Source organism: Furfurilactobacillus sp. W61-4 (assembly GCF_057545565.1).
Map to the genome: position 1 here is coordinate 293650 of NZ_BAAJNZ010000003.1, position 24102 is coordinate 317751.

Consider the following 24102-nt stretch of genomic DNA (forward strand, 5'->3'; position numbering starts at 1 on the left):
TCAAACATGGGAAAAGCACTCATAAGCGGTAATTCCAATCGCGGTGATGCGTTGAGTTTTTGTGTTTCAAGTTATCGCAGGCTAGGTGTGATAAACTACTATCAGTAGTTTATACAGAAAGGACCGGACGTTATGCGACAATTATTTGCAAAACTTCATCTACCCGTCTTTATGCAAAATACACGGTTACGCTGGGTGGCGGGATATGGCTTCGCATTAGGCCTGTTGAGTGTGATTATCGCATTCATCCTTAATTGGATTTTTGGCATAGTCATGCTGGTGATCGTAGTCGTCTTGCTAGTCCTAGTTTTTAATACGCTTCAGGAAATCAGTATTGATACTCAAGAATTTATCGCAGACTTGTCTTATCGCATCAAACGTGGCGAGCAAGAAGCACTAATCGAGATGCCAATGGGAATCTTGATTTTTAATGAACGTCAGCGAATTTCTTGGATTAATCCCTACTTACAAACTTATTTTGGGGAAATTGACGTATTAGGTAAGACAATTGCGGAAGTGAGTGGTCAGTTAGCAGAGGCCATTGAGACACATGAAAAAGATGGTGCGTACACAACCATTACATGGGCTGATAAACAATTTTATCTGTTGGTACAGCCGGAACTAAATGTCGTTTATTTAATGGATGTTAGTCATTATGCCCAGATTGAACGAGATTACCATGATGAACAATTAGTTCTAGGTATGATTTCGCTAGATAATTATGATGAAGTCACCCAAAGTATGAATGACTCAGACGTGTCTACGCTTAGAAACTATGTGACCAGCACGTTAACAGACTGGACATTAGCATTTAATATGTATTTACGTCGATTAAACTCAGATCGTTATTTAATCTTGGGGCATCTAAGCGATTTAGAGCAATTAGAGACGGATAAATTTAAAATACTGGACACCATTCGTGAAACCACCTCTAAGCAAAATTATCCATTAACATTATCACTGGGAATTGCATACGGCCAGAAGGATTTGAATCGTTTGGCCACTTTATCGCAAAGCAATCTTGACTTGGCGCTTGGCCGTGGTGGTGATCAAGTGGTGGTTAAGGCAGAAGATGCTGAGGCGCGCTTCTATGGTGGTAAGACTAACCCGATGGAAAAACGAACCCGGGTTCGTGCTCGGATGATCTCACAGGCCTTACAAGAGCTTTTCAGCCAGTCTGACCAGATCTTTGTTGCTGGTCACCAATCACCAGATATGGACTCGCTAGGCGCTTGTTTGGGTATTCGAAGAATTGCGCAAATGAACGGGAAAAAATGTTGGATTATTCTTGATGAAGCGCAACAAACACATTCTGACATCCAGCGACTGTTAACCGTTATTGAAAAAGATTCTGAAATTCAAGATGCCATTATTACGCCGGCCGATGCTGCTAATCGTGCAACGGATCAGAGTTTGTTGATCATGGTCGATCATTCAAAACCATCACTTTCGATGGGAAGTAGCATTTACGAATCGCTCCAGAATCGGACCGTGATTATTGACCATCATCGACGTGGTGAAGAATTTCCAGAGAATCCGTTGCTGGTTTATATCGAACCCTATGCAAGTTCCACTTGTGAACTGATTACCGAAATGTTAGAGTATCAGCCACAAGAAGCTAATTCTATTAATCGGATTGAAGCAACAGCGATGCTCTCCGGGATCGAAATTGACACCAAACACTTCACAGATCATACAGGGACACGGACATTTGACGCTGCTAGCTATTTACGGTCTGCCGGTGCCGATGCCGAATTAATTGCTCAATTTAATAAAGAAAATCCCGATAGTTATATGGAACGAAATCACTTAATCAGTCGAGTTGAGTTGATCAACGACAACATGGCGTTGATTGCTGGTGAAGACAATCGCCCATATGACTCGGTTACCGCAGCTCAAGCCGCGGATTCGTTATTGAGTATGTCGGGAATCGATGCGTCTTTTGTCATTACACAACGAGGTGATGGTCGGGTTGGTGTGTCAGCTCGATCAACGGGCGAAGTGAACGTGCAAGTCATTATGGAACAAATGGGTGGTGGCGGACATCTGCAGAATGCGGCGACTCAAATTGAAAATCAAAGTGTTAGTGACGTTCGGCAGACACTAGTTGACTTGTTAATTAATCAAACGGACGACAATCCTACTGAAGCAAAGGAGTAAGACAATGAAAGTTATTTTTACTGAAGATGTACGTGGACGAGGCAAGCGTGGTGAAGTGAAAGATGTTCCAGATGGTTATGCTCAGAACTTTTTGATTAAATCAGGTAAAGCCAAAGCCGCAACAGCAGCTGCTTTAAGCCAGCTAAAAGGGCAGCAACGTGCCGAAGCACGTGAAGAGGCGACTGAGCTTGCCCACGCACAAGCGCTTAAATCACAGTTAGAAGCAGATGAGACGGTCGTGGAAATTAAAGCCAAGGCTGGTGCCGACAGTCGGTTGTTTGGTTCCATCCCATCTAAACAGATTGCCCAAGCGTTGAACCAACAATTTCAGATAAAACTGGATAAACATAAGATTGAACTACCAGAACCAATTCGAGTCCTGGGGTACACAAACGTCCCCGTTAAGTTGCACAGCCAAGTAACGGCTAAGATTCGAGTTCACGTCGTATCACAATAATGGCGCAATCTTGACCGTACTATTTCCTGGGAAATAGTACGGTCATTGTCTTAAAGTCGTGTTATTAGACCGGAGAAAGCATGGATAATGTAGATTTGCGGGAGCAAACCCCGCCCCAAAATATTGAAGCTGAACAGGCTGTTTTAGGAGCAGTATTTCTAAGTAATGATGCCTATTCAGAAGCAGCCGAATATTTACAACCGGAAGATTTTTATCGGCGCGCCCATCAGATTATTTTCCAAACTATGGTGGATTTAAATAATAACAACACTGTCGTGGATGCTGTCACTGTCAACGAGGCCTTGACTGCAAATGGACAGTTGGATGATGTCGGTGGTGTGGCCTATATCGCAGAATTGGCTCAAGCGGTACCCACCGCGGCTAATGTGGGTTACTACGCGCAAATTGTTCGTGAAAAGGCAGTATTACGTCGTCTAATCAAAACCGCCACGGATATCGTGACGCATTCTTATAATGAAGACGACGATGTTGCTACATTACTGGAAAATGCTGAGTCTGAGATCATGAAGGTGTCAGATGACCGGACGAGTGGTGGTTTTAAACCGATTGCCGAAGTTTTGAATCAAGCTATGAACACCGTCAATGAACTGGCAAAACATGGTGACGAGATTACTGGTTTAGCGACCGGTTTTCATGAATTGGATAAAATGACGACCGGATTCCATGATGATGAGTTAATCATCTTGGCGGCCAGACCAGGGGTTGGTAAGACGGCCTTTGTGTTGAATATTGCAGAAAACGTCGCCACGAAGACCAACAAAACCGTCGCATTGTTTAGCCTTGAAATGGGTGCCGAATCCTTAGTGAACCGGATGTTGTGTTCGGAAGGTAGTATTGATGCCAATCATTTGCGAACGGGTCAATTAACCGATGATGAGTGGCAAAATTTAGTGGTTGCCATGGGGGCATTGTCCAAGACTAGCGTGTTTATTGATGATACGCCTGGAAATCGAATGGCCGAAATTAGCGCGAAATGTCGACGATTAGCTAAGGAGCATGATCTGGGGCTAATTGTTATTGATTACTTGCAACTAATCGAAGGCGGAAATAAAGAAAACCGTCAGCAAGAAGTTTCCGAAATTTCCCGACAGTTAAAAAAATTAGCTAAAGAACTTAGTGTTCCCGTCATTGCGTTATCACAATTGTCACGTGGCTTGGAGCAACGACAAGATAAGCGGCCTGTTTTATCTGATATTCGTGAATCAGGCTCAATCGAACAGGATGCCGATATTGTCGCCTTTTTATACCGTGATGACTACTATCAACGGGATAACGATGATGAAGATAGTAATAGTGATCCACGGGATGACGAAGATCAGAATGTTGGTGAAGTTGAAGTCATCATTGAAAAGAACCGTTCCGGGGCACGAGGAACGGTTAAGCTATTGTTCGTGAAGTCATATAATAAATTTTCTAATATTGCTTATAATGCGCCTGGTTAATATCGGTATCACATGATTTTAGCTAGCCGCCTGTAGGCTGCATATTTCCAGGGAAATAATCGGGGAGGAGGGGACCTATGCAAACAAAGACAAACGGTAAAGAAATTAAACTACCGTGGTTACTAGTTGCCGGTTTATTAAATAATATGGGGCAGAGTTTCATCTGGCCCTTAACGACGATTTATATTCACGACGCGCTTCATGAGTCACTGACCATGGTCGGAATTGTCCTATTATTGAATTCAACGGCTAGCATCATCGGTGCTTATTTAGGCGGTTGGCTTTTTGATCGGGTAAATGCTTATCGACTAACTTTGATTGTCACGATATATGAATTTCTAGCTACCGCCTTCTTGATCTTTTGGCATGGGTGGCCGGCCTTTCCAATCGGGTTAGTCTTTATGGGATTTGGCAGTGGTCTCTTAATTACCCTGATTAATTCTTTAGGTACCACGATTAAAAGTCGTGATGGCCGTTATGTTTTCAACATGATTTATTTCATGCAGAATCTAGGGACGGTCTTTGGCACGATGATGGTGGGCTTTGTTTACCAGCATGGGGTCCAGTACCTTTTCATGATCACGGCCGCAATGTACTTTTTGTATTTCTTCATCGTGTTGTTTCAATTCAATGTCCCGACAATCAGCCATCATGTACAACACCGTGATCAGGCCCAGGCGTCGGTTAAGCTAGCTAAACCGAATTTAATTGTGATCTGGACACTGTTTATCTCGTTGATCGTGATTTGGATCATGTACGAACAATGGGTATCTAACATGGCCGTTTATATGACCGATCAAGGAATTCCATTGACGAAGTATAGCTTTTTATGGACGATCAACGCAGCACTCATTTTGGTTTTCCAGATGGGGGTAAATGTCCTTGGGGATCGAATTCGCAATCCATACTATCAAATTATTCCTGGGATTGCAGCGGTGGTTGTTTCGTTTATCATTTTGCTTTTTGTTAAACAGTATGGTGGTTTTGTTTTAGCAATGGCGGTATTAACTTTGGGCGAAGCAACCGCGTTCCCAGCTATTCCGGCTTTAGTCAATCAGTTAACACCGTTGGCGGTAAAGGGAAAGTACCAAGGATCGGTCAACGCAGCTGCATCTGCCGGACGAGCGCTAGGTCCATTATTAGGTGGAATTTTAATCGATGCGACGTCGTATAAATTTATGTTTGGATTTGCGGCGATTGCAGTGGCGGTGATTTTAGGGTTAGTCATTATTGTTCGGCGAACATTTTATGCCAAAACGGTTAGGTATTAATGTTTCACATGAAACAAAGCGTAGAATTGGAATTAACATCTCCAATTAGGCGTAATATTCAGGTAAAGTACCCCTCAATTAAAGGCCCTTATTTTGAAGCTATGATTTGCTTTGAAATAAGGGCCTTTTTGTTCTCGGTTAAATGTCATACGCGCTGTCCATACATACGCATTGAGTCACCACTAAAAGTACCAATTGTGAGGCTCGCAATAACGGTTCCTAACCCGCCGATTTTGAGAATTAAGACATAACCATAAAAAAACTGACCTAGGATCGGGGAATCCTAGGTCAGTCATCATTCTAGAGAGAGTCTTAACATATCTGGGGGGAGATACATTATGCGAAGGAGTGAGGGGTATCAACTCCTTCGATGCTTATAATATACCGATGTAACCTAAAGTGAAGCTTAAAAAGAAGTTACAAAAAATTTGCGGTGGTGAATCATGAAGCGTTAATCCGTTGATATGACTGATGTTTAGAGACAAAGAGGTCGTCAAAAGCAATAAAAATTTTTTTGATAGCAATCTAGGAGCACTGAGAACGCACTTTTTTACGTTAGTCAGTTATAATGACAGTCGTTAACAATGAATGACAGGAGGAAATAACAATGGATCTATCAGCAACAGATTACGATATTTTATCCGCCATTTCCGATGGGCGCGTTGAACCAGGGACACCGGTTACTCACTTCGTCGATTACTGTGATAACGCGATTGGGGGTAATCCGCGACCATTGATTGCGGCCGGGTATATCGATGCATCCGATAATGCTGTAACGGGATTGACCGACAAAGGTAAACAAGCGCTAGCTGAGCATCAAGCCTAGTTTCTAAATGAGGTCGTGTGATTCGTGGAATTGTGTCATAATGGATGACATTAATTAAAAAGGACGGAATTCCATGAATCAGCAATGGCGTGAAGAAGCAACCACAGCGGTTAGAGGTCTTCTCTTATGGGCCAGTCTCATTAATATCTTTGTCGGCGTGGTTTTAGCTTGGACAATGTTAAATAATGGTGCACCATTTTGGCTTTATATGTTATTTTTAATACCAGCTGTCGTGGGGGTCTGGCAATACACTAAAGTGGGTCGGTTAAGCGATCGTTGGCTAATTAATGCGCGGATGTTTTATAGCCAGGCAATTATCAGTTTTGTACTTGCCTCATGGCTTTCCAGCATTTTCTTATGGCTCGCTGGTCGCCGAGTGACTTTGATTGCTAACAACCATCAATCATAAGCTTAAAACTAAGGGTCTCTGGAAATCTGGAGGCCTGTTTTGTTGGCTTAATCGTCGCCGTGGTGAATTGTTTCAATTAAAATTGAAAATTGTTGAGAACGGGTAAAGTAGTGTATGATAAAGGGCGATTAAAATTTTATTGAGCAATTTTTTGGAGGATACACGGATGAGAAAGTATTTCGCCGAATTTATCGGAACTTTTATGCTCGTCTTTATTGGGACTGGTGCGGTGACAATCGCAAAGGGTGGTACATTAACCATTGGACTGGCTTTTGGCTTAGCTATTACAATGATGGCTTACGCGGTCGGTGGCGTTTCTGGTGGTCACTTTAATCCTGCGGTTTCAATCGCCATGTTCATTAACGGGCGGTTATCCGGCACAGATACCTTGTTTTACATTGTTTCACAGTTTTTAGGAGCAACTGTAGCTTCCAGTGTGATTGCCTTTATGGAACACGCATTAAAATTATCTAAAGCGGTTGGCTTTGGGCAAACAGATTTCCCCAATATTTCAGCTGGAGCAGCATTCTTGACGGAAGCTATCATTACATTCTTATTCGTCTTTGTTATTTTGATGGTCACGAGCGACGAATACGGTAATGGCCAAATGGCGCCCTTAGCGATTGGGTTAACTCTCGGCTTCTTAATCATCGTCGTCTTAAACTTAACAGGTGGCTCATTAAACCCAGCGCGGAGTTTTGGACCAGCTATTTTTGCTGGTGGTTCTGCTTTAGCTCATTACTGGGTCTACTTAACCGCCCCAGTTGTTGGAGCTGTGATTGCCGCTTTTGTCGGTCGTTTGATGGGTAGTGAAGATTAATTAGTTTGGATCAGTGAATCGCCAGTTTGGGCTTAACCCAGACTGGTTTTTTGTTCAAAAAATTTATTGATATTCGATAAACGATCCGAAGAGGAACGAACTATTTGGACCTAGGTATGTATAAATGAAGCTGGTCAGGTTAACGGTGTGATTTATTGGTCTATCAAAAAATATCTCACTAATGAAGAATCTGTTTAATGTCTTATTGACGATACTGTTACCAGACAAAAATTTTATGGAAAATTGGTCTACTTTTTGCCACAAAGGTTGATGGATTTAGCATTATCAGTAGGTTTACAAACAATTACATGAGTTATACTATTATACTAAATGTTTAATTTTGAAAACTGTTGATATAAGCGTTGCTTTTTTAGGATCCGGGGGAGTTATGAAAGAAAGTCAATTGGGGCATGTAAATACTGCACAAAAAACCCACTATAAAATGTATAAAGCCGGCAAACAATGGCTGTTTGCGGGCTTAACTTTACTGTTTTTTGGTGTCGCTGAGGGCTTTGCGACACAAACGGCAGCCGCTGATACAACTACTGACCAGACAACATTGACTGACGAATCAAAGGCAGCAACCAGTTCAGTTGCCAGTCAAGGCAGTGTTGTGTTATCGAACACGAGTGCTGCGAGTGAACCGTCAGCAGATAAACAAGCTGATTTGATGGCTGTCGCCAGTGAAGCACAGGTTGATGACATTGCAGTCTTGCAATCAACTCAACTAACATCACGGGCCAGTCTGACTGATTTAACAGATGTACCGACTGATACACCTGCGCCACAACCAGTTGATTTTCAAGCAGCGATTATTAATCCGGCGACGCTCACTTCGCGGGCAACGTTAGCTGCTGATTCGCAGGCGACCACTGTTGGTCCCACACTGGCTCTGCCAACTGGAGCGACTTCAAGTACCGCTGTTGATGGTGTGTTAACGGTCAATTTACCGACTGATACACCTAGTTCAGCTGTGCAAACGGTTAAGGCTGAATTAGCTGCTTTAAATCAACCGGTTGCAATTACGCAAACAGCAGCAGCTTCGACGATCTCAACTTTAAGCGACGGGATGGAAATCGGCACGACAGTCGGTAACGTGACCGCCACAAACGCGTCAACTCAATTTACTGGTAATGGGACCAGTGTGCAGTTTGATAGCACTGGAACAGTTGGATTAACGGACGATGTAAATGATCAAGTTGGCCATGCCAATTTAAACAATGTGGTGGATTTGACACGGAATTTCACTTTAAAGGGTGCTATTGAGGTTGGTAAGAGTGGTGGTGCTGATGGCATTTCGTTAGTTTTTGTTCAAGCACCTGAAAACCCTAGTGATACTTATGTTGCTCAAAAAGGGGGCGGATTAGGTATTGCCGGGCTATCTAACGCACTGGGCTTTACCTTTGATACTTATGGGAATACGGGTTCGCCTTATGAAGACCCCGATACAAAATCATGGATTTTTGGATCTTGGCAACCATATATGGGTTGGCGGACGACTAATAGTTCTGGGGTAATTAATGATTACTCGTCTGTGTCTGCTGGTCCAACAACTTGGCAAGTAATGAACAGCACAGTGTTAGACGCGCAGTATCATAAATTTACGATGGCATATCATTACGATAGTTCCAAAAATCAAGGCACGTTTACGATGACCGTCCCTGATAATGGAACAAATCAAACCTTTACGTACACCTTAACCATTAACCCTAGCTTAGCTAACTATACGATGTCCTTCGCGGCTTCAACTGGAAATTCCACAAATAAGCAAGGGGCGCAGGTAACGTCGTTTGAATACACTAAAGGAACTTCCCAAGTAACCCTCAACGTGCAAACGCCAAATGGAACATCGGCGCCACTGATCGTAACAGCTAACATCGGGGATACAATTCATGTTTACCCCGATCAAAAGTCAGCACAAGCCGCGATTGATATGGGGATGGGCCCATCTACAGTGGTGGTGTGGGATAACAGTGTTGGGTATGGTTTGAAGAAGCCATTTGATTATGTGGTGAAGAACAATCTGACGCAAACGACACCGGTCATTAATGCTGCCGCCGTTGTGTCGACAACGATCCAGTATCAAACTGCAAATGGACAAGTCGTCTTGCCTGATCGAACAGTGTCTGGGGTATTAGGGACAGCGATTGACTTATCAGTCGTTGAGCCAGGTGCTGAAGTGACGAGCACCAAAGACGGTGCTAAATATTTACTGACAACCTCGCCAGCGTTGAATGAGACATTTTCAAATAGTCAAATACTGACCTACACCTTTACACCTGACCCAACGCCAACTGTGACAGCGGCAGAAGTGCAAGTCAATTCATATCAAGGATTAACCAGCACAGCGTTATCAAACGCAGAATCAGCATTGTCAGCAGCTAGTTATGCAGCTTCAGTGTCGCCTAACGATTCAGCGGTCTTGGCTCAATACTCGGCCACACAAACCTATTACGATGAAGTCCAGAAGCAAGGTACAGCCGCGATCAGCGCGCAAGCTGTGCTTGATTCCGTTAATGCTCAAGTTGCGAATGTGATTATCACTGCTAATTCAGCTAATGATTTAGCGATGAGTCTAGAACAAACCTACCTAAAGGAGGTTGCCGACGCTTCAGCGGCGACAACTGCTGAAGCTTCCGCCACTTCACTGTACAATTTTGAATCTAAAAACTTTTCGAATGATTCTAATACTTCATACTATGCTGCTACGGCTTCATTGAACGCTTTAAAAGCAGCTAGTGCAACAGCTGCCGCCACTTCAGCAACGCAGGTCTACAATAGTGCTTTATCAGCAGCGCAAATGGCAATTAACAATGCGGCCAGTGTGGCTGACAGTGCTGCGGCTGCGGCTGAAGCCCTTACTTTGGCGACGAGTCAAACCGCTTCACAGACGACTTCAACGGCTTCACAAGCGATCGTTGTTGCGGATAAAGCCACCTCAATTGCAGCCTCCAATGTCGCGTCGACGGCGAAAAAAGTGGTCGATTCTGTACAATCAATGGCACTTTCAGCCGCTATGACCGCGATTGAAGCTAATTTGACTGCCAGCCAGGCAATGTCATTGGCTAGTGCTGACCAAGCAAATAACGATGTGCAGACAGGTGCCAATGCGACCTCGACGACAGCTAATGCCGGAAATGTGGCCGCCCAATCGGCAACGAATGATGCTAATCAAGCTTTACAGTACGCGTCCTTAGCTGCCAGTGCCGCATCAGCCAATGATGTTAGTGGCGCATACTCTTACGCCATGCAAGCTTCCAGTTTGGCGGCACAGGCAACCTCTGAAGCGGCGGTGACACACAGTGCGGCGTCAATCGTTACTTCTTCAACAAAGCAAGTGGCCAGTCAGGTTACGGTTGACAGCCAGGTTTCTTCGCAACTAGCCAGTCAAGCGCAAAGTGTGGCTTCGACAGCGGTAACGAATGCGGCTACTGCTAGTGGTGCGGCTGACTCGGCAGTAACCAACGCTAATGAAGCATCAGCTACTGGGCGGACCGACTTAGCGAACAGTGGGGTTGTTAGTGCAGCTAGTCTAGCCCAGTCGGCCGCCAGTGGCGCGATATCCGCTTCCTCATTGGCTAGTTATGAAGCTAAACAAGCGACCTCCTTCGCGAGTGCATCGAGTAACTACGCAAGTACGGCTAGCGACTTTGCTAGTCGAGCTTCGTTAGCGGCGGCGTCAAACAATGCCAGTTTAGCTAGCGATTTTGCGTTGTCTGCTTCTAGTGCTCAAGCGGCAGCATTTTCGGCAGCGATCGTGGCGACGAGCTTATTCGGTGTGGCGCAAAGTGCTAATAATTATGTTCAAAGTGCGGTGGCATCGGATAGTGCGGCAGCTAGTTCAGCAGCGACGGCTACCAGTTTAGCTGCTGACCAAGCTAGTCAGGATGTTATCACGATTCAAAGTTATGGTGATCACAACACATCCTTAAGTAATAAAGCGGCCTCTTTAGCCAAATTAGATCCGAATAATGCGAAAATTCAAACGCAAGCGGCTTCAGCGACAGTGGTTATCGCTGAAAATGCCTCCTTGCAAGCTGTTGCTAGCACCCAAACATTGAGTGCTAATCAGCTGTATGCGGCGGCTGTCTCAGCTGCAGATTTAAACCAAGCAGAATCGGCTCAGGGCATATATCAAAGTGCGGTAAACGCTCAAAGTATTGCCGACTCTGCGGCGGCTCGTGCACATCGGATCTATTTGGACTTTTTAGCCGTTGATGACGATATGGAACAACAAGTCAATACTGATTCAACGGTGGCGTCTACAAATGCCTCGGTGGCGGCTTCCGCAGATTCAGCCGCGGCTCAAATAATAACCAATGCTGCTACTACCGGCAGTGTGGCGATGTCTTTGGCAAACAAAGCGTTATCAATTGCCGCGACTGATTCGCAAAACGTTTCGGTGCAAGCTTCGGCCGCCACGGTTAGTACCGCTGCTTCGCAAATTGCTAGTACTGTTCAGCAGTTGCAAGATAATCAGGCGACAATTAATCAGTTAACCGCTAGTGCTGCTAGTGCGGCCTTGAGTTACGACGCTAGCCAAGCGGTCACGATGGCTTCACAAGTCAATTCCTTGATGACACAGGATAACGCCTTAATTGCAGCAATGAATTCGGCTGCGACAGTGATTAGTCAACAATCGCCGATTCTAAGTCAGGCGGTGCACGTGGATAGCGTGACTGCCAGTGAAAAGGCCTCAGACGCGGCGGCAGCGGCTTCAACGGCGTCAGGTCAAGTTAAAACGGTTAGTGAACAAACAAATACGATTTCACAGGCGACTAGTGAAGTGATGAGCGCGGCCAGTGCTGCAGCCACGGATGTCAAGTTACAGTCCGCAGCAGTTTCTGCGGCTTCGATGGCTGAGCTTGCAAATCAACTGGCGACAATCGCTCAGGAAGATGAAAACGCGGCGGCAGCGGCCAATACATCCGCGCAAAGTGCGGCGCAGGCGAATGATGTTGCTTCAGCGACCTTCTTCGCTTCAACAGCTGCCAGTTATGCGGCGTTAGTCCCGAGTTTACAGAATTCGCTAGCTTCGTTAATTAGTGCGGCTAATTCATTAGCGAGTGCTGCTGGGCAAAAAGTAATTGATGACCAGACAGCCGCTCAAATACAAGCTTCTGCTGCATCGATGACAGCGAGCGCGGCAACCAAAGCAGCCAGCGCCGGTTCCGCAGAAGGAATGAACGTCAACAATATCTTGAATTCTGCTCAAGTGATTGCGGCGACAGCACCTAAAGATGCTGCAGTAATTAATCTGCTTTCTGAAGCCAATAGCTTAACAGCTCAGGTAAACGCTGATAATGTTGCGGCCTCCGCGGCAGTTAGTGATGCTGATCGGTATGCCTCATTAGCTGTGTCAGCTGCAACTAATAATGATGTTTCAGGCGCGGCCGCATATGTGTTAGCTGCATCTACAGCGGGTTCTACGGTGAGTTCCTTGGAATATCAAGTGGATCATTTAGCTACTGCAGCCAACAACGTCTACAGTCAAATGACAACCCGAGTTGCTGGTGATGCGGCAGCTGCTAGCCAAGCGTTAAGTGAAGCCAATAGCTACGCGAGTCAAACAACTAGTGCGAACACTGCAACGATACAAGTTTCGGCAGCGATGAGTACGGCTGCCAGTCAGATTGCCCAGTTGGTGACAACTGATTCAGCTAATGGCGATTTAACGGGATTGTTAATTTCAGCCAATCAATTGAATCAGCAGGTCAGCGCGCTGACCAGCCGTGCTTCGATTGCACAGAGTATAGCCAATTCTGCGGCAAGTGATGCGCAATCAGCGACTGGCTTAAATGACAATCAAACGGCCAGTGCGGCGGCATCAGTTGCCGCTACTCAAGCCGGTGTGGCCGTAGCTGCTTTGGCCAGTGCGACAGCGTTAGCGACTAGCGTTAACGATTTGGCTAACCAAGTCAGTCAAGCTGTTAGCACTGACGCCAGTGTGGCTGCCAGTGCCGCTAGTGGTGCTAGTGCTGATGCTGCTTCAACTAGTAACGATGCAGCACTTGCTAGTCAGCAAGTGATTGATTTGAACAGCATGGTTGATCAAGTAAATTCTATTGTTGGTGCTGATCAGAAGAATTCTGCAGTTAAGGCTGATGCCACATTAGTCAAAAGTTTGGCTGACCAAGCTGGTAATGTCGCTAGTACCGCAGCTGCTTTTACTGACTCGGCAAATGAATTATCACGTCAAGCCAATTCAGCTGCCGCAGATAATAACGCCAGCGCAGCGCAAACATTAGCCAGCCAAGTGACAAGTCTTGAAGTTCAGGCAGCTAGCGCGGCTAACCAAGCAGTCGCTGCGGCTAAAGCTGCTAAAAATGCACTGGCGGATGCGACCAACAACTTAATTAACGATACGATTGGCGCCAATGATGCTGCTGATCAAGTTGCCAGTGCGGAAAATGTGACAAGTATCGCCGCGTCGTTAGTGGCCGCTAACGCTTCTGCCGCTGCGTCAGAAGTGGACTCACTCGTTAAAACAACGCAAAGTGATGCAGGCAATTCGACGCTATCAGGAAACATTGAAGCGGCTAAACAGCTTGTGAGTGGTTATGAGGAATTAACCAGTGCGGCTGCCAGCACGGAACAACAGGCGCAGTCCTTGGTCAGTGCTGCCAGTGTCGCTGCCGCTAGTCATGACCTGAATACAGCAAGTCAATTGGCTGATCAGGCGCAAACTGTGCAGACGCTAGCGAATAGTTTGGAAACGAGTGCGGAAAACTTAGCTACTCAGGTGGCCAGTGTGGCAACAACAGTCGATCACACTGTGGCATCTGATTTAGCTGCGACAGCCGCAGCAACAGTGGCCGCGGCTGCAAGTAACGTCACTTCAGCGAATACGCTGTCAGCAGCAGTTCTTAGTGATGTTGCCAGTTTGCAAGCCGATGTTGCGCAGACACCAAATGATTCGCGATTGGCAAGCGCACTTACGACGGGTCAATCTTTGAGTAGTGGCTACGATTCGGCCGCTAGTCTAGCTAGTTCAATGGCGACAATTGCCGCGAGTGCTGCCAGTGCGGCAAATAGTTTAGCTGAATTTAATAATCCATTATTGACCAGTCAGGCAGCGTCAACGGCGGCCAGTGCTGCTAGTGTCGCAACAAGTGCGGCAGCAACAGCCGCTACCATCCAACAATCATTAGCGGGGTTAGTGGCTAGTGCGGCAGCGGTTAATTCAGCTGATCAGAGTGCAGCAACACAGGATCAATTGGCAACTGATACGTTGAATACTAGTGCTCATCAAGCAGCAACGTCGCTGGCGGATATGTTTGCTAACCTGACCAGTGCCGACAAGGTCAGTCAGTCAACAGCCAAGACTGATTTACAGAATGCTGCAGTTACCAATTTGGCTAGTGATGCTAGTAGCGTACAGGCAGCGGCTAGCTTAGCTAATTCGCAAGCCATCATTGCCATTTCCTTGATTAACAGTGCGCAACAGGCGGCCTCCACCGCAGCTTTAAGCAATGATTCTAATGCCACCAGTCTTGCTTTATCAGCTGCACAAGTGGCGACTAAAGCATTGTCAACCGCTGCTGCACAATTAGATTCATTAGCGACGGTTGCCAAAGACACGGCGACAAAAGTTCAAAGTTCAGTCACGGCAGACTCAATGGCAGCAGTGGTTGACGCAATAACAGCCAGTGTTGCAGCAAATAATGCCGATCAGGCAGCCACCAGTGTTGATCAATTTAACCAGCAAATAAGTGCCCTGACCGACAGCGCTGCGACCCTAGCCAAAACTGATTTACAAAACGCAGCTGTCCAAAATGCAGCTAGTACTGCTGTGTCAGCGGCCAGTACCGCCGATTCGCTAGCAGGTGTGGCGCAATCAGCCGCTGCCGTGGCCAGCGTCGCGGCGGCTAAAGTCACCAGTGCTGCCGCTGCTAATGATGTCAGCGCAGCTAGCCAATTTGCTAGTGCCGCGATCGTCGCACAAAGCACGGCTACTTCAGCCGTGGCCGCCGCCAGCACCGCCGCAGTGACTGCGCATCAAGCGCAATCAACTGTTAGTGACCTAGTAACGGTTGATTCACAAGCTGCGTCTGGGTATGCGGATAATGCCAGTGACCAGGCTGACTCAGCCGGTGTGGCAACAACGAGCGCCCACACTGATTACACTAAAACGAGTAGTTTGACAACCGCTGGCCAACATCTAGCAACGACTGACTTGCAAAACTCGGCTGTTCAAAGTGCTGCAAACGCCTTATCAGCGACCAATAACCTAGTTCAGTCATTGGCGTCGGTCGCTGCGAGTGCTGCGGAGATCGCTAGTTTAGATGCTCAAAAAGCTGCGCGTGCAGCTCAATTAAATGATGTGACTGCCGCTAGTCAACTTGCTAGTGCCGCGACCAGTGCTGACCGTGTGGCTAGTTCTGCTGCCAGTCAAGCTGCTAGTGCTGAACAAGTTGCCAGTCAGACGATGACTGATTTAAGTACCGCCGTGACGACAGATTCTACGGCAGCTTCAGTTGAAGCAACAACGGCAGGCTTGGCGGCAAGTGGCGCTGACAAGACGGTCACTAGTGCCGATCAACTTAAACAGCAGGCGAGTGATTGGGCGGCTAGTGCAACTTCCCTAGCTAAGCGTGATTTACAAGATTCGGCCGTTCAAAATGCAGCTAGTACTGCGGCTTCAGCGGCCAATACTGCCGATTCATTGGCAAGGTTAGTGCAATCTGCGGCCGCCGTTGCTAGTCAAGCAAGTTCTTTGGCCGCGAGTGCAGCAGCGAACAATGATGTTAACTTGGCCAGTCAGTTGGCTAGCGCAGCGGCCAGTGCGCAAAGCGTCACTACTTCGGCCATGACGGCAGAAAGTGATGCGGCTAAAGTTGCTAGTCAAGCACAGTCTACCGCCGGTTCATTGGTAACAGTTGATTCTGTCGCGGCTGCAAGTAATGCAACGAAAGCTAGTACCGCGGCCAATCATACGAGTGACTTGTCTGCTCGTGCCGATCAGACGAGTAAGGCGCTGAGTTCATTAGCAACTGGTGCAACTTCTTTAGGCCAGACTGATGGTCAGAATGAAGTGGTTCAAAGTTTAACTAATAAAGTCAGTTCGATCGCTAATATTGCCGAGTCATTAACTAGTGTTGCTCAGTTAGCGGCTTCAGCAGTGAGCGCCGCCGCCCTAGCCGCTTCAAATGCTGCTAGTGTTAACGATACCAGCGCCGCTAGTCAGTTCGCTAGTGAAGCGGCTAGCGCGCAAAGTATCGCCACTTCCGCTAATCAAGCAGTGGCTGATGAACAACAGACTGCTACGGAAACGCTATCGGCAGCTAATTCATTAGTAACCGCTGACTCACTGGCCGCGGCAAAAGGTGCCGCTAATGCTAGTACAGCAGTCAGCGCAACCGGTGATGTCGTGACAAGCGCGGACCAACTCAACCAACAAACGCATTCTTTGGCTACCGAGGCAACTTCTTTAGCTAAAACCGACTTACAGAATTCGGCAGTTCAGAGTTTGGCGAATGTCGCAGAAGTAGCGGTCAGCGCTGCTGATTCGTTAGTCAGCCAAGCCCAATCTGCCGCGGACGTTGCTAGGATTACTGCGTCATTAGCGGCCAGTGCCGCTAGTGCCAATGATGCCAGCGCGGCCAGCCAATTTGCTAGTGAAGCAGTGAGTGCTTTAAGCTTAGCTACTTCGGCAAATCGAGCGGTCGGCGCTGAACAGATCACTACCAGCCAAGCCCAATCGATGACCGATTCGCTGGTGGCAGGTGACTCAAATGCGGCATTAGCCGCAGAAAGGGCAGTCAGTGAAGCCACGGTTTCACTGACTGGGGTCACTGAAAGTACTGATCAAAGTCGGCAACAAACCGATTCGCTTGCTGCAAATGCCGTTTCTCTAGCTAAGACAGATTTGCAGAATTCTGCCGTGCAAAGTTTAGCGGACGTTGTGAGCGCGACGGCCAGCGGTGCTGATTCATTAGTGGTTGTTACCCAATCAGCGACGGCGGTAGCTAGTGCAGCGCTTGAGTCAGCAAAATGTGCTGCTAGTGCCAACGATGCCAGTGCCGCCAGACAATTTGCTAGTGAGGCAACGAGTGCTCAACTTGTGGCGCAATCAGCAGCTAATCAAGCAACGAGTGTCGAAACTTTGGCGAGTCAGCTGGTCAATGAATTAAGGACAGCGGTTCTTGACGATGCCAGCGCGGCCTTGAGTGAGGCAGCGAAGGCCAGCCAAGCCGCAGCTGCTGCAGAGGCGATAGCAATTAGCGCTGATCAAGTTGATCAGCAAACGAGTGCATTAGCTTCAACAGCCGGTTCACTCGCAAAAACGGATTTACAGAATTCCGCCGTGCGAAGTTTGGCTGGTGACGCCGGTTCCGCAGCAAGGACAGCCGATTTCCTGACGAGTGAAGCCCAATCCGCGGCCTCCGTCGCTAGTGAAGCCAGTTCGCTAGCTAAACGAGCCGCTAGCGTTAACGATGCCAGTGCCGCTAGTCAATTTGCCAGTGAAGCAGTGAGTGCACAGAGCGTGGCTGCTTCCGCGAATCAAGCTGCCAGCGCTGAACAAATTCGCGCCAGTCAAACGCAATCTATGGTTAGTTCATTAGTGACTGGTGATTCGACGTCCGCTTTGAAGGACGCCCAAGAGGCCAGTGAAGCCGCAGTTTCTGCTAGTTCAATTACGAACAGTACTGCTAAGTTGACTCAACCAACCAGCGAGCTAGTTACCCAAGCCGCGTCATTGGCTGAGCGCGATTTACAAAACTCCGCCGTGCAAAGTTTGGCTGCCCAAGTTAATTCGGCTAATCAGGTAACTGAATTATTAACTAGTGTGACCCAGTCAGCGACAGCGGTTGCTAGTATCGCTGCCTCATTAGCTGCTAGTGCTGCCGAGATCAACGATGCCAATGCTGCCAGTCAATTTGCTAGTGCAGCAGCGAATGCGCAAAGTGTTGCTGCTTCTGCAAACCGAGCTGCGACTCAAGCAATTCGCTCGGCCAATGATGCCTTATCGACAGTTGAACAATTGGTTGAGATCGATCAGTCAACTGCCCAAAGTGCGGCGAAAGTTGCTCAACAGCAAGCCGCAGTTGCTAGCTTGCAGGCCAGCGTCGCCGCTGAAAGTAAGCGCCAGACAGACTTAGCAACAGCTGATGTAGCAGCTTTGGCGGCCACTGATTCCAGTAACGAAGCGGTGCAAAGTTTAGTCAATGCCGCTAATGTTGCCGATAAAGCAGCCGATTCATTGAATGGTGCTGTTGAATCAGTTGCCTTGCTTGTTAGTGCAGCGGCTTCGTTAGCAAGTAGCACTGCCGCAAGCAATGATGCGTCACTAGCTAAGTGGTGGGCGACGCAAGCACAACGAGATGCTACCTACTTGTCCAGTCTGACGAATGAAGTCAAACAGCGGCGACAAGTCGCAGCGCAAGCTCAATCGCAGGCGCAACAATTAATTAAAATTGATTCAATGGCTGCAGCTCAACTAGCCAGTCAAATTGCCGAAGTAGCAGCTAGGTTGGCTAGTGCCGCAGCGGCGCTATCAGCAGCCAAGTTGGTGGCGAAAACAGGCGCTGCAGCACAATCTGCAACGAACCAAGTGTCGCAATCGTTGGCGAGTCAGGCGCAACAATTGGCCAGCCAAGCTGTCAGTCGGCAAGTTGACGTTAATCGATTGGTCGGGCAAGCAACGAAGCAGCTGCAGCCACATACGACTAATGAGCAAGCTCAACAGATACTAACCCATTTGACAGCCGCACAGCAGCAAGTGCAATCAATAACGGAGAACATTTCGTCATTGGCAGACCAAATTGCGAAATTATTGTTAGAGGCAGCCCAAACGAATGGTGACGCGAAATCAGTTGAGCCGTTAAAACCGATGTCTTCGAATCAGCCGATGGTTTCAACAAAGCCGGGAGCTTTCGCGGATCAACATTTTGGCAAATCGCAAGTTGAGGAAATTAAGGTTAGTGCTAAAACAATTGCATCAGCGCCGAAAGCAAGCAATATTTCGACAGCTAAGCATTCAACAAAAGCGCAGCCGCAGCTACCAGCAACGAATACGCCAGTAAGCTCATCACGCTGGGGGTTGGTTGGCTTAACCTTACTCAGCTTAGTGGGGCTTGGCAGCTTGCGAAGGAAAAAAGATAATTAAGAGGGATTAAAAGTTCGTTCAGTCGTAACGAGGTACGGTAAAATAGGGTTTAGCAATGTGCTAGATCCTATTTTTTTGAAAGGCACTCAGTGAGGTCATAAAATGTATTATTTTATTAATGCGAGTTTCAATGAAAAAAAATCAGGGATTGAGCACGCTGAAATGAAGCGACTCAATTTGTTTAAAGATCACCATGTGCCAGCTAAAATCGTGACGCGCTCGTTTTCACTGAGCCTACACGACACACTAGCTAATGCCGGTTTAGCTGATGACGATATGGTCAATTTATTTGATTTTTTTGAAGGGACTGAGACATTCCCCAAGCAGTCTTTTAAGCTAGCTGATTTGCATATCAAACCCAATTTGCAAGTTTTGGTGAATGATCAAGACGAGCATGGTTTTATGGTGCGCAATTCAGAGCGAATTATTCAGCGTATTAAAATGCGCGCCCCGCAGTATCAAGAAGTTGAAAACGTCCTGACGTTTGATCGGTTCGCTAAATTGGTGAAGAGTGAATATTGGGATACCCGTGGCTTTAAGGCGTTGGAACAGTGGCATGATGCTAATGGGGCAGTCACGGCTGAACAGGTCTTTAATCCGCAAGGCGACGTGGTTTACCAAACATTTCATATGAAAAATCAACAAGGGAAAGCGGTCAATTCGCTTTATCGAATTTTGAATTGGCATGGCAGCGATTACTCGTTTAACGGTGAGCAAGCGATGATGCGTTTCTTCCTTGATGAATTAAACCGGCGCGATGGTGAGAATAATGTTATGGTCGTTGATCGGACGTTTGAATTAGCTTGGTCGGTCCTAAACATGAAGACGCGCGCCTTCAAAATGATGCATTTACATTCCAACCACTTGAATGACCCAGAACAAGTGATGACAGCGACGCTTAATTATAATTACGAATATGCGATTAAGAACTTACATCAGTGGCAAGGTGTGATTGCACCGACGCCACAGCAACGCCTCGATTTCATGCATCGGTGGGGTGATGTACCAACGGTTTTCGAATTGCCGGTGGGAATTGTGGATGACCAAGTGCTCAATGCTCCGCACGTGGATTGGCGTAAACGGACACTTGGAAAAATCATTATGGTGGCCCGTCTCTCGCCTGAAAAGCAACAGGATAAGGTGATTGAAGCGTTCGAGCAGGTCCACAAACAGGTACCAAGTGCGCGTCTAGAGTTCTGGGGTTACGCTAATGGTAAGGAAGGTGAACGACTGCATAAGATCGTTGCCGACAAACAACTGGGTGAACTCGTTACCTTCCACGATTACACGTTGGATATTGGCAAGGTTTATGATGGTGCGCAGATCAATGTCTTGGCCTCTCGAGCTGAAGGCTTCTCATTGGCGCTGTTAGAAGCGCAGTCACATGGGGTACCAACGGTTTCTTACGATGCTAAATATGGGCCACAGGGGATTATTCAAAATGATCGGGATGGCTATTTGGTCAAACTTGACGATGTGGATGCCTTAGCTAACGCAATTAGCAAATTATTGAGCGATGATACGCTGATGCAGACTTTTAGTGAGCATGCCTATGACGACGCCAAACGTTTTTCTGAAGCGGCAGTTTGGGAAAAATGGCAGGCGGTCTTTGAAGCAGTGGCCGCGTTTAATCAAGGTCATGAACAGGAGGTTCAAGCGTGATTTATTTTGTAAACGAATACTTGATGGCGTTGAACTCTGGGATTGAACACGCCGAAATTAAACGGCTCCAATTATTCAAACACCAAGGTAAGCCAGCGAAGTTAGTGACGCGAAATTTTGATCAAATGTTGTACTCGAACAAGCAACGCTTTGGTCTTGAAGATGATCAAATCGTTAATATGTATGACTTTTTCCAAGGAATTGAAACACGGGTCCCTGTTGGGAAAAATGAACCAAAAATTGAAGCACTTCACTTAGCACCTGAATATAATGTTGATCCAGGGGCAGATGTGAGCCATGTCTATGATGGTGATCAGCTCATCATGGATGTCCATTTTGCGCCTGGGACAATCGGCCAGCTATACAGCGTCGATGTGTACGATAAGACTGGCAAAAAAGTTCAAATGAGTTTGTGGGATTTTCGTGGTTTCAAGACCCGGGATCAGTTCTTTAGTAACGAAGGCGACCTGATTAGTCAGGTGACTTATGACCCCAGCGGTCAACGAGTGATTGAAGAATATTTTGGGCATGATGCAGATGGTCGCACTGTGTTGACATTGTTACAGTTGTTGGATTATCAGAATCAGGATTTGTTTTTTAATAGTTATGACGAATTATTCACGTTCTTTTTGGATGAACTTAATCGACGTGACGGTGAGAAATCGACTTTTGTAGCCGACCGACCAGGGGCTTCCTACGATGCCGTTTTGAGTATGACGACCAAGGCTCGGCGCTACATAACGCTACCGACAACGCATACGGTGGACGCCAAGGATCAAGTTTATGCCAACCTGTCGGGATTGTATGCTAACGCGCTGGTTAATCATATTGATCAACTCGACGGCGTGATTGTGGCGACTGAAGCTCAAAAAGCTGATTTAACGCGTTGGATGGGCGGCGAAGAACGTGTGAAGACACCGATTTTTGCTGTGCCAGCAGGCGTCGTTGATCCAAAACAAGAGCACGCTAAGCACATTGCGTTGGCGCAACGTCACCGGCACGAGGTAGTCGTCGTCGGTCGTTTAACCAAAGAACGGCATACCGAAGATGTTGTGACCGCTTTTGCTAAGGTCAAACAACAGATTCCTGACGCGACATTAGCGATTTATGGTTACGGAGATCAAGAAAAACCGTTAAATGACCAAATTAAACAACAATCGTTGACTGATAGTGTGAAGTTACACGGTTATCAAGCCAAGCTGGACGACGTATATGATCAAGCCCAAGTCTACGTGAATGCCACAGAGGGCGACAATGATCCACTGGCATTAACAGAAGCGTTGTCACATGGCTTACCAGCAGTTGTTTATAACGTCTTCTATGGACCAGCTGATCTAATTATGGATGGCCGTAATGGTTATTTAGTCGGCCGTGGTGATGTGGATGGTTTAGCAGGAGCGATGATCCGGCTGCTTAAAGATGACAAACTATGGCAACAGATGAGTCAACATGCTTATCAGAGCATGACAACTCGGATTGAATCGGTCGTGTATGCAAAGTGGAAACGTGCTTTACACATAACGCATTAAATTGAGTAATCAAAAAGATCAGCAAATTTGCTGATCTTTTTGTTTTGTGAGCTTAAGTGAATGGTAGGGCAATGGATTGCTGAGGAAAGCGGTCTTGTAAGTCGTTTAGCGAAACTTGGTGAATTTGTTGGGTTCTGGTGGATTTAAAAGTCATCTGCAGATTAGTCAAATCCAAAACATCCTCATAATGAGTGTAGTCTAAATTATGACGGGTTAAGCGGTCGGGGGTACGCGCAATGACCACATCATCTAGCAACATAATTAATTGATTAACAGCCGCTGCTGCGTCTTGTGGTTGCGCTTGTTGCCACAGGTGAATGGCAGTTCGTTGAAACCGATCGGTGGGTAAATTTGTATGTGGCAGATCACCGATAAAAGCTTTTATTTGTGAAAGTAGGTTTGACCAAGAGGTCGCTTCTGGGTGGCCTAATCGTTGCTGCAATCGTTTGACGTGCGCCGGATAATTCGGCGTATTCGTCAGGACGTGCAATGGTGCTGGGGTTAAGGTAAGCGTCTCATCCCGTGGTTCAAGGATGGCTGTTTGTCCGGTCCGATCGGTTAACAGCCAGTGAAACGGCCGCCAGTTGTCTTCTTGTTGCCAAGCCTTTGCAACGATGCGGAGGGTGGGTAGATCAGCTGCAACACTAGCAATTGAGTCGTGTAAGAGCGCCCAGTAAATAAAATCTTGGGGCGTGAGGTTCAAATGATGTGCCGATGGCGTTGTCGCATAGTGGGCTTCGATGGGGAAAAAGAGCTCTGCGCAGGCTAACCCGGCCGTATTCATCGCGTCCCCCATTAGGTAATGATTGCCGGGCGTCCAGCGACCGCCACCTAATAAGGCAAATGGCAGTGATTGTCCAGTATCGCCAGTGGATGGTTGCCACCAACTATCTGCGGGTAAATAAACTGGCCGCCATGGGGTCGTTGTTGGTAAATCCATCGTGCGCGCAAAAAAATGATGTTGGTCTAAACTAGACGTTGTGATTGCTGTACACATGATATGCCTCCATGTGGCTCAATATACCACAATTGGCTTGAAAAACGGTTATGAAAATAGCAGAGCGTGAACCATCACGGGTGAAGGCGAGCAACAACTGAAAATCGTGAGCGGGCGGTCTTGGCCCGAACAGGATTTTGGGTTGTGCACAGGCTTCAGTGATGGTGAGCGCGTTTATGTCAGAGTGTGAGCCAGACTGGGTGAGACCGAGCAACAACGGACAATCGCAATTGGGCGCTTTTGGCCTGGTGGCGATTGTTGGTTCTGTACAGGGCTCAGGCCTGGCGAGCACGTTAATAGCAAATGCTGGTCGGTAGCCTTTTCTAAGCGGAGACCTGTCTACAAATCTCGTTTAACGCCAACGGTGGTAATTTTTTACCAATCCTTACGATTCCTCAT

The 24102-nt window shown here is 47.0% G+C and carries 11 protein-coding genes; 10 read left to right on the forward strand and 1 reads right to left on the reverse strand.

Translation table 11 applies throughout. The features are described from left to right. The first annotated feature begins 132 nt into the window (after positions 1 to 132). From AC27FN_RS05615 to AC27FN_RS05660, 10 genes are all read left to right on the forward strand, one after another. Positions 133 to 2160, forward strand: coding sequence for a DHH family phosphoesterase (locus AC27FN_RS05615; RefSeq protein WP_487167028.1), 2028 nt, complete (start codon positions 133 to 135; stop codon positions 2158 to 2160). 4 nt (positions 2161 to 2164) lie between these two features. Next, positions 2165 to 2617, forward strand: coding sequence for a 50S ribosomal protein L9 (gene rplI, locus AC27FN_RS05620; RefSeq protein WP_487167029.1), 453 nt, complete (start codon positions 2165 to 2167; stop codon positions 2615 to 2617). A gap of 80 nt (positions 2618 to 2697) precedes the next feature. Next, positions 2698 to 4080, forward strand: coding sequence for a replicative DNA helicase (dnaB, locus tag AC27FN_RS05625; protein WP_487167030.1), 1383 nt, complete (start codon positions 2698 to 2700; stop codon positions 4078 to 4080). 77 nt (positions 4081 to 4157) lie between these two features. Beyond that, positions 4158 to 5351 carry an MDR family MFS transporter gene (locus AC27FN_RS05630; RefSeq protein WP_487167031.1) on the forward strand — a complete coding sequence of 398 codons (1194 nt, stop codon included), beginning with the start codon at positions 4158 to 4160 and terminating at the stop codon, positions 5349 to 5351. 607 nt (positions 5352 to 5958) lie between these two features. Beyond that, the gene (locus AC27FN_RS05635; protein WP_487167032.1) at positions 5959 to 6177 is read left to right on the forward strand and encodes a hypothetical protein; all 219 of its coding nucleotides are present in this window, start codon (positions 5959 to 5961) and stop codon (positions 6175 to 6177) included. Between the two features lie 73 nt (positions 6178 to 6250). Continuing rightward, positions 6251 to 6586 carry a hypothetical protein gene (locus AC27FN_RS05640; protein ID WP_487167033.1) on the forward strand — a complete coding sequence of 112 codons (336 nt, stop codon included), beginning with the start codon at positions 6251 to 6253 and terminating at the stop codon, positions 6584 to 6586. Positions 6587 to 6752: 166 nt separating this feature from the next. Beyond that, on the forward strand, positions 6753 to 7406 hold the full coding sequence (locus tag AC27FN_RS05645) for an MIP/aquaporin family protein (protein WP_407882603.1): 654 nt from the start codon (positions 6753 to 6755) through the stop codon (positions 7404 to 7406). Between the two features lie 388 nt (positions 7407 to 7794). Next, a complete protein-coding gene (locus tag AC27FN_RS05650) occupies positions 7795 to 19515 on the forward strand; it encodes a lectin-like domain-containing protein (RefSeq protein ID WP_487167034.1) in 11721 nt (3906 codons plus the stop codon). Positions 19516 to 19617: 102 nt separating this feature from the next. Further along, complete coding sequence (locus tag AC27FN_RS05655; protein ID WP_487167035.1) at positions 19618 to 21177, forward strand: glycosyltransferase; 1560 nt, start codon at positions 19618 to 19620, stop codon at positions 21175 to 21177. Then, complete coding sequence (locus AC27FN_RS05660; protein ID WP_487167036.1) at positions 21174 to 22706, forward strand: glycosyltransferase; 1533 nt, start codon at positions 21174 to 21176, stop codon at positions 22704 to 22706. The genes AC27FN_RS05655 and AC27FN_RS05660 overlap by 4 nt, the downstream gene beginning before the upstream one ends. A 52-nt stretch (positions 22707 to 22758) precedes the next feature. Here the strand turns inward: AC27FN_RS05660 and AC27FN_RS05665 are convergent, their stop codons facing one another. Further along, on the reverse strand, positions 22759 to 23703 hold the full coding sequence (locus AC27FN_RS05665; protein ID WP_487167037.1) for a linear amide C-N hydrolase: 945 nt from the start codon (positions 23701 to 23703) through the stop codon (positions 22759 to 22761). Positions 23704 to 24102: the final 399 nt, after the last annotated feature.

What these genes read in the sequence shown, in the direction of transcription:
- AC27FN_RS05615 (WP_487167028.1), top strand. Translation starts at nt 133, where the DNA reads ATGCGACAATTATTTGCAAAACTTCATCTACCCGTCTTTATGCAAAAT.
- rplI (WP_487167029.1), top strand. Translation starts at nt 2,165, where the DNA reads ATGAAAGTTATTTTTACTGAAGATGTACGTGGACGAGGCAAGCGTGGT.
- dnaB (WP_487167030.1), top strand. Translation starts at nt 2,698, where the DNA reads ATGGATAATGTAGATTTGCGGGAGCAAACCCCGCCCCAAAATATTGAA.
- AC27FN_RS05630 (WP_487167031.1), top strand. Translation starts at nt 4,158, where the DNA reads ATGCAAACAAAGACAAACGGTAAAGAAATTAAACTACCGTGGTTACTA.
- AC27FN_RS05635 (WP_487167032.1), top strand. Translation starts at nt 5,959, where the DNA reads ATGGATCTATCAGCAACAGATTACGATATTTTATCCGCCATTTCCGAT.
- AC27FN_RS05640 (WP_487167033.1), top strand. Translation starts at nt 6,251, where the DNA reads ATGAATCAGCAATGGCGTGAAGAAGCAACCACAGCGGTTAGAGGTCTT.
- AC27FN_RS05645 (WP_407882603.1), top strand. Translation starts at nt 6,753, where the DNA reads ATGAGAAAGTATTTCGCCGAATTTATCGGAACTTTTATGCTCGTCTTT.
- AC27FN_RS05650 (WP_487167034.1), top strand. Translation starts at nt 7,795, where the DNA reads ATGAAAGAAAGTCAATTGGGGCATGTAAATACTGCACAAAAAACCCAC.
- AC27FN_RS05655 (WP_487167035.1), top strand. Translation starts at nt 19,618, where the DNA reads ATGTATTATTTTATTAATGCGAGTTTCAATGAAAAAAAATCAGGGATT.
- AC27FN_RS05665 (WP_487167037.1), bottom strand. Translation starts at nt 23,703, where the DNA reads ATGTGTACAGCAATCACAACGTCTAGTTTAGACCAACATCATTTTTTT.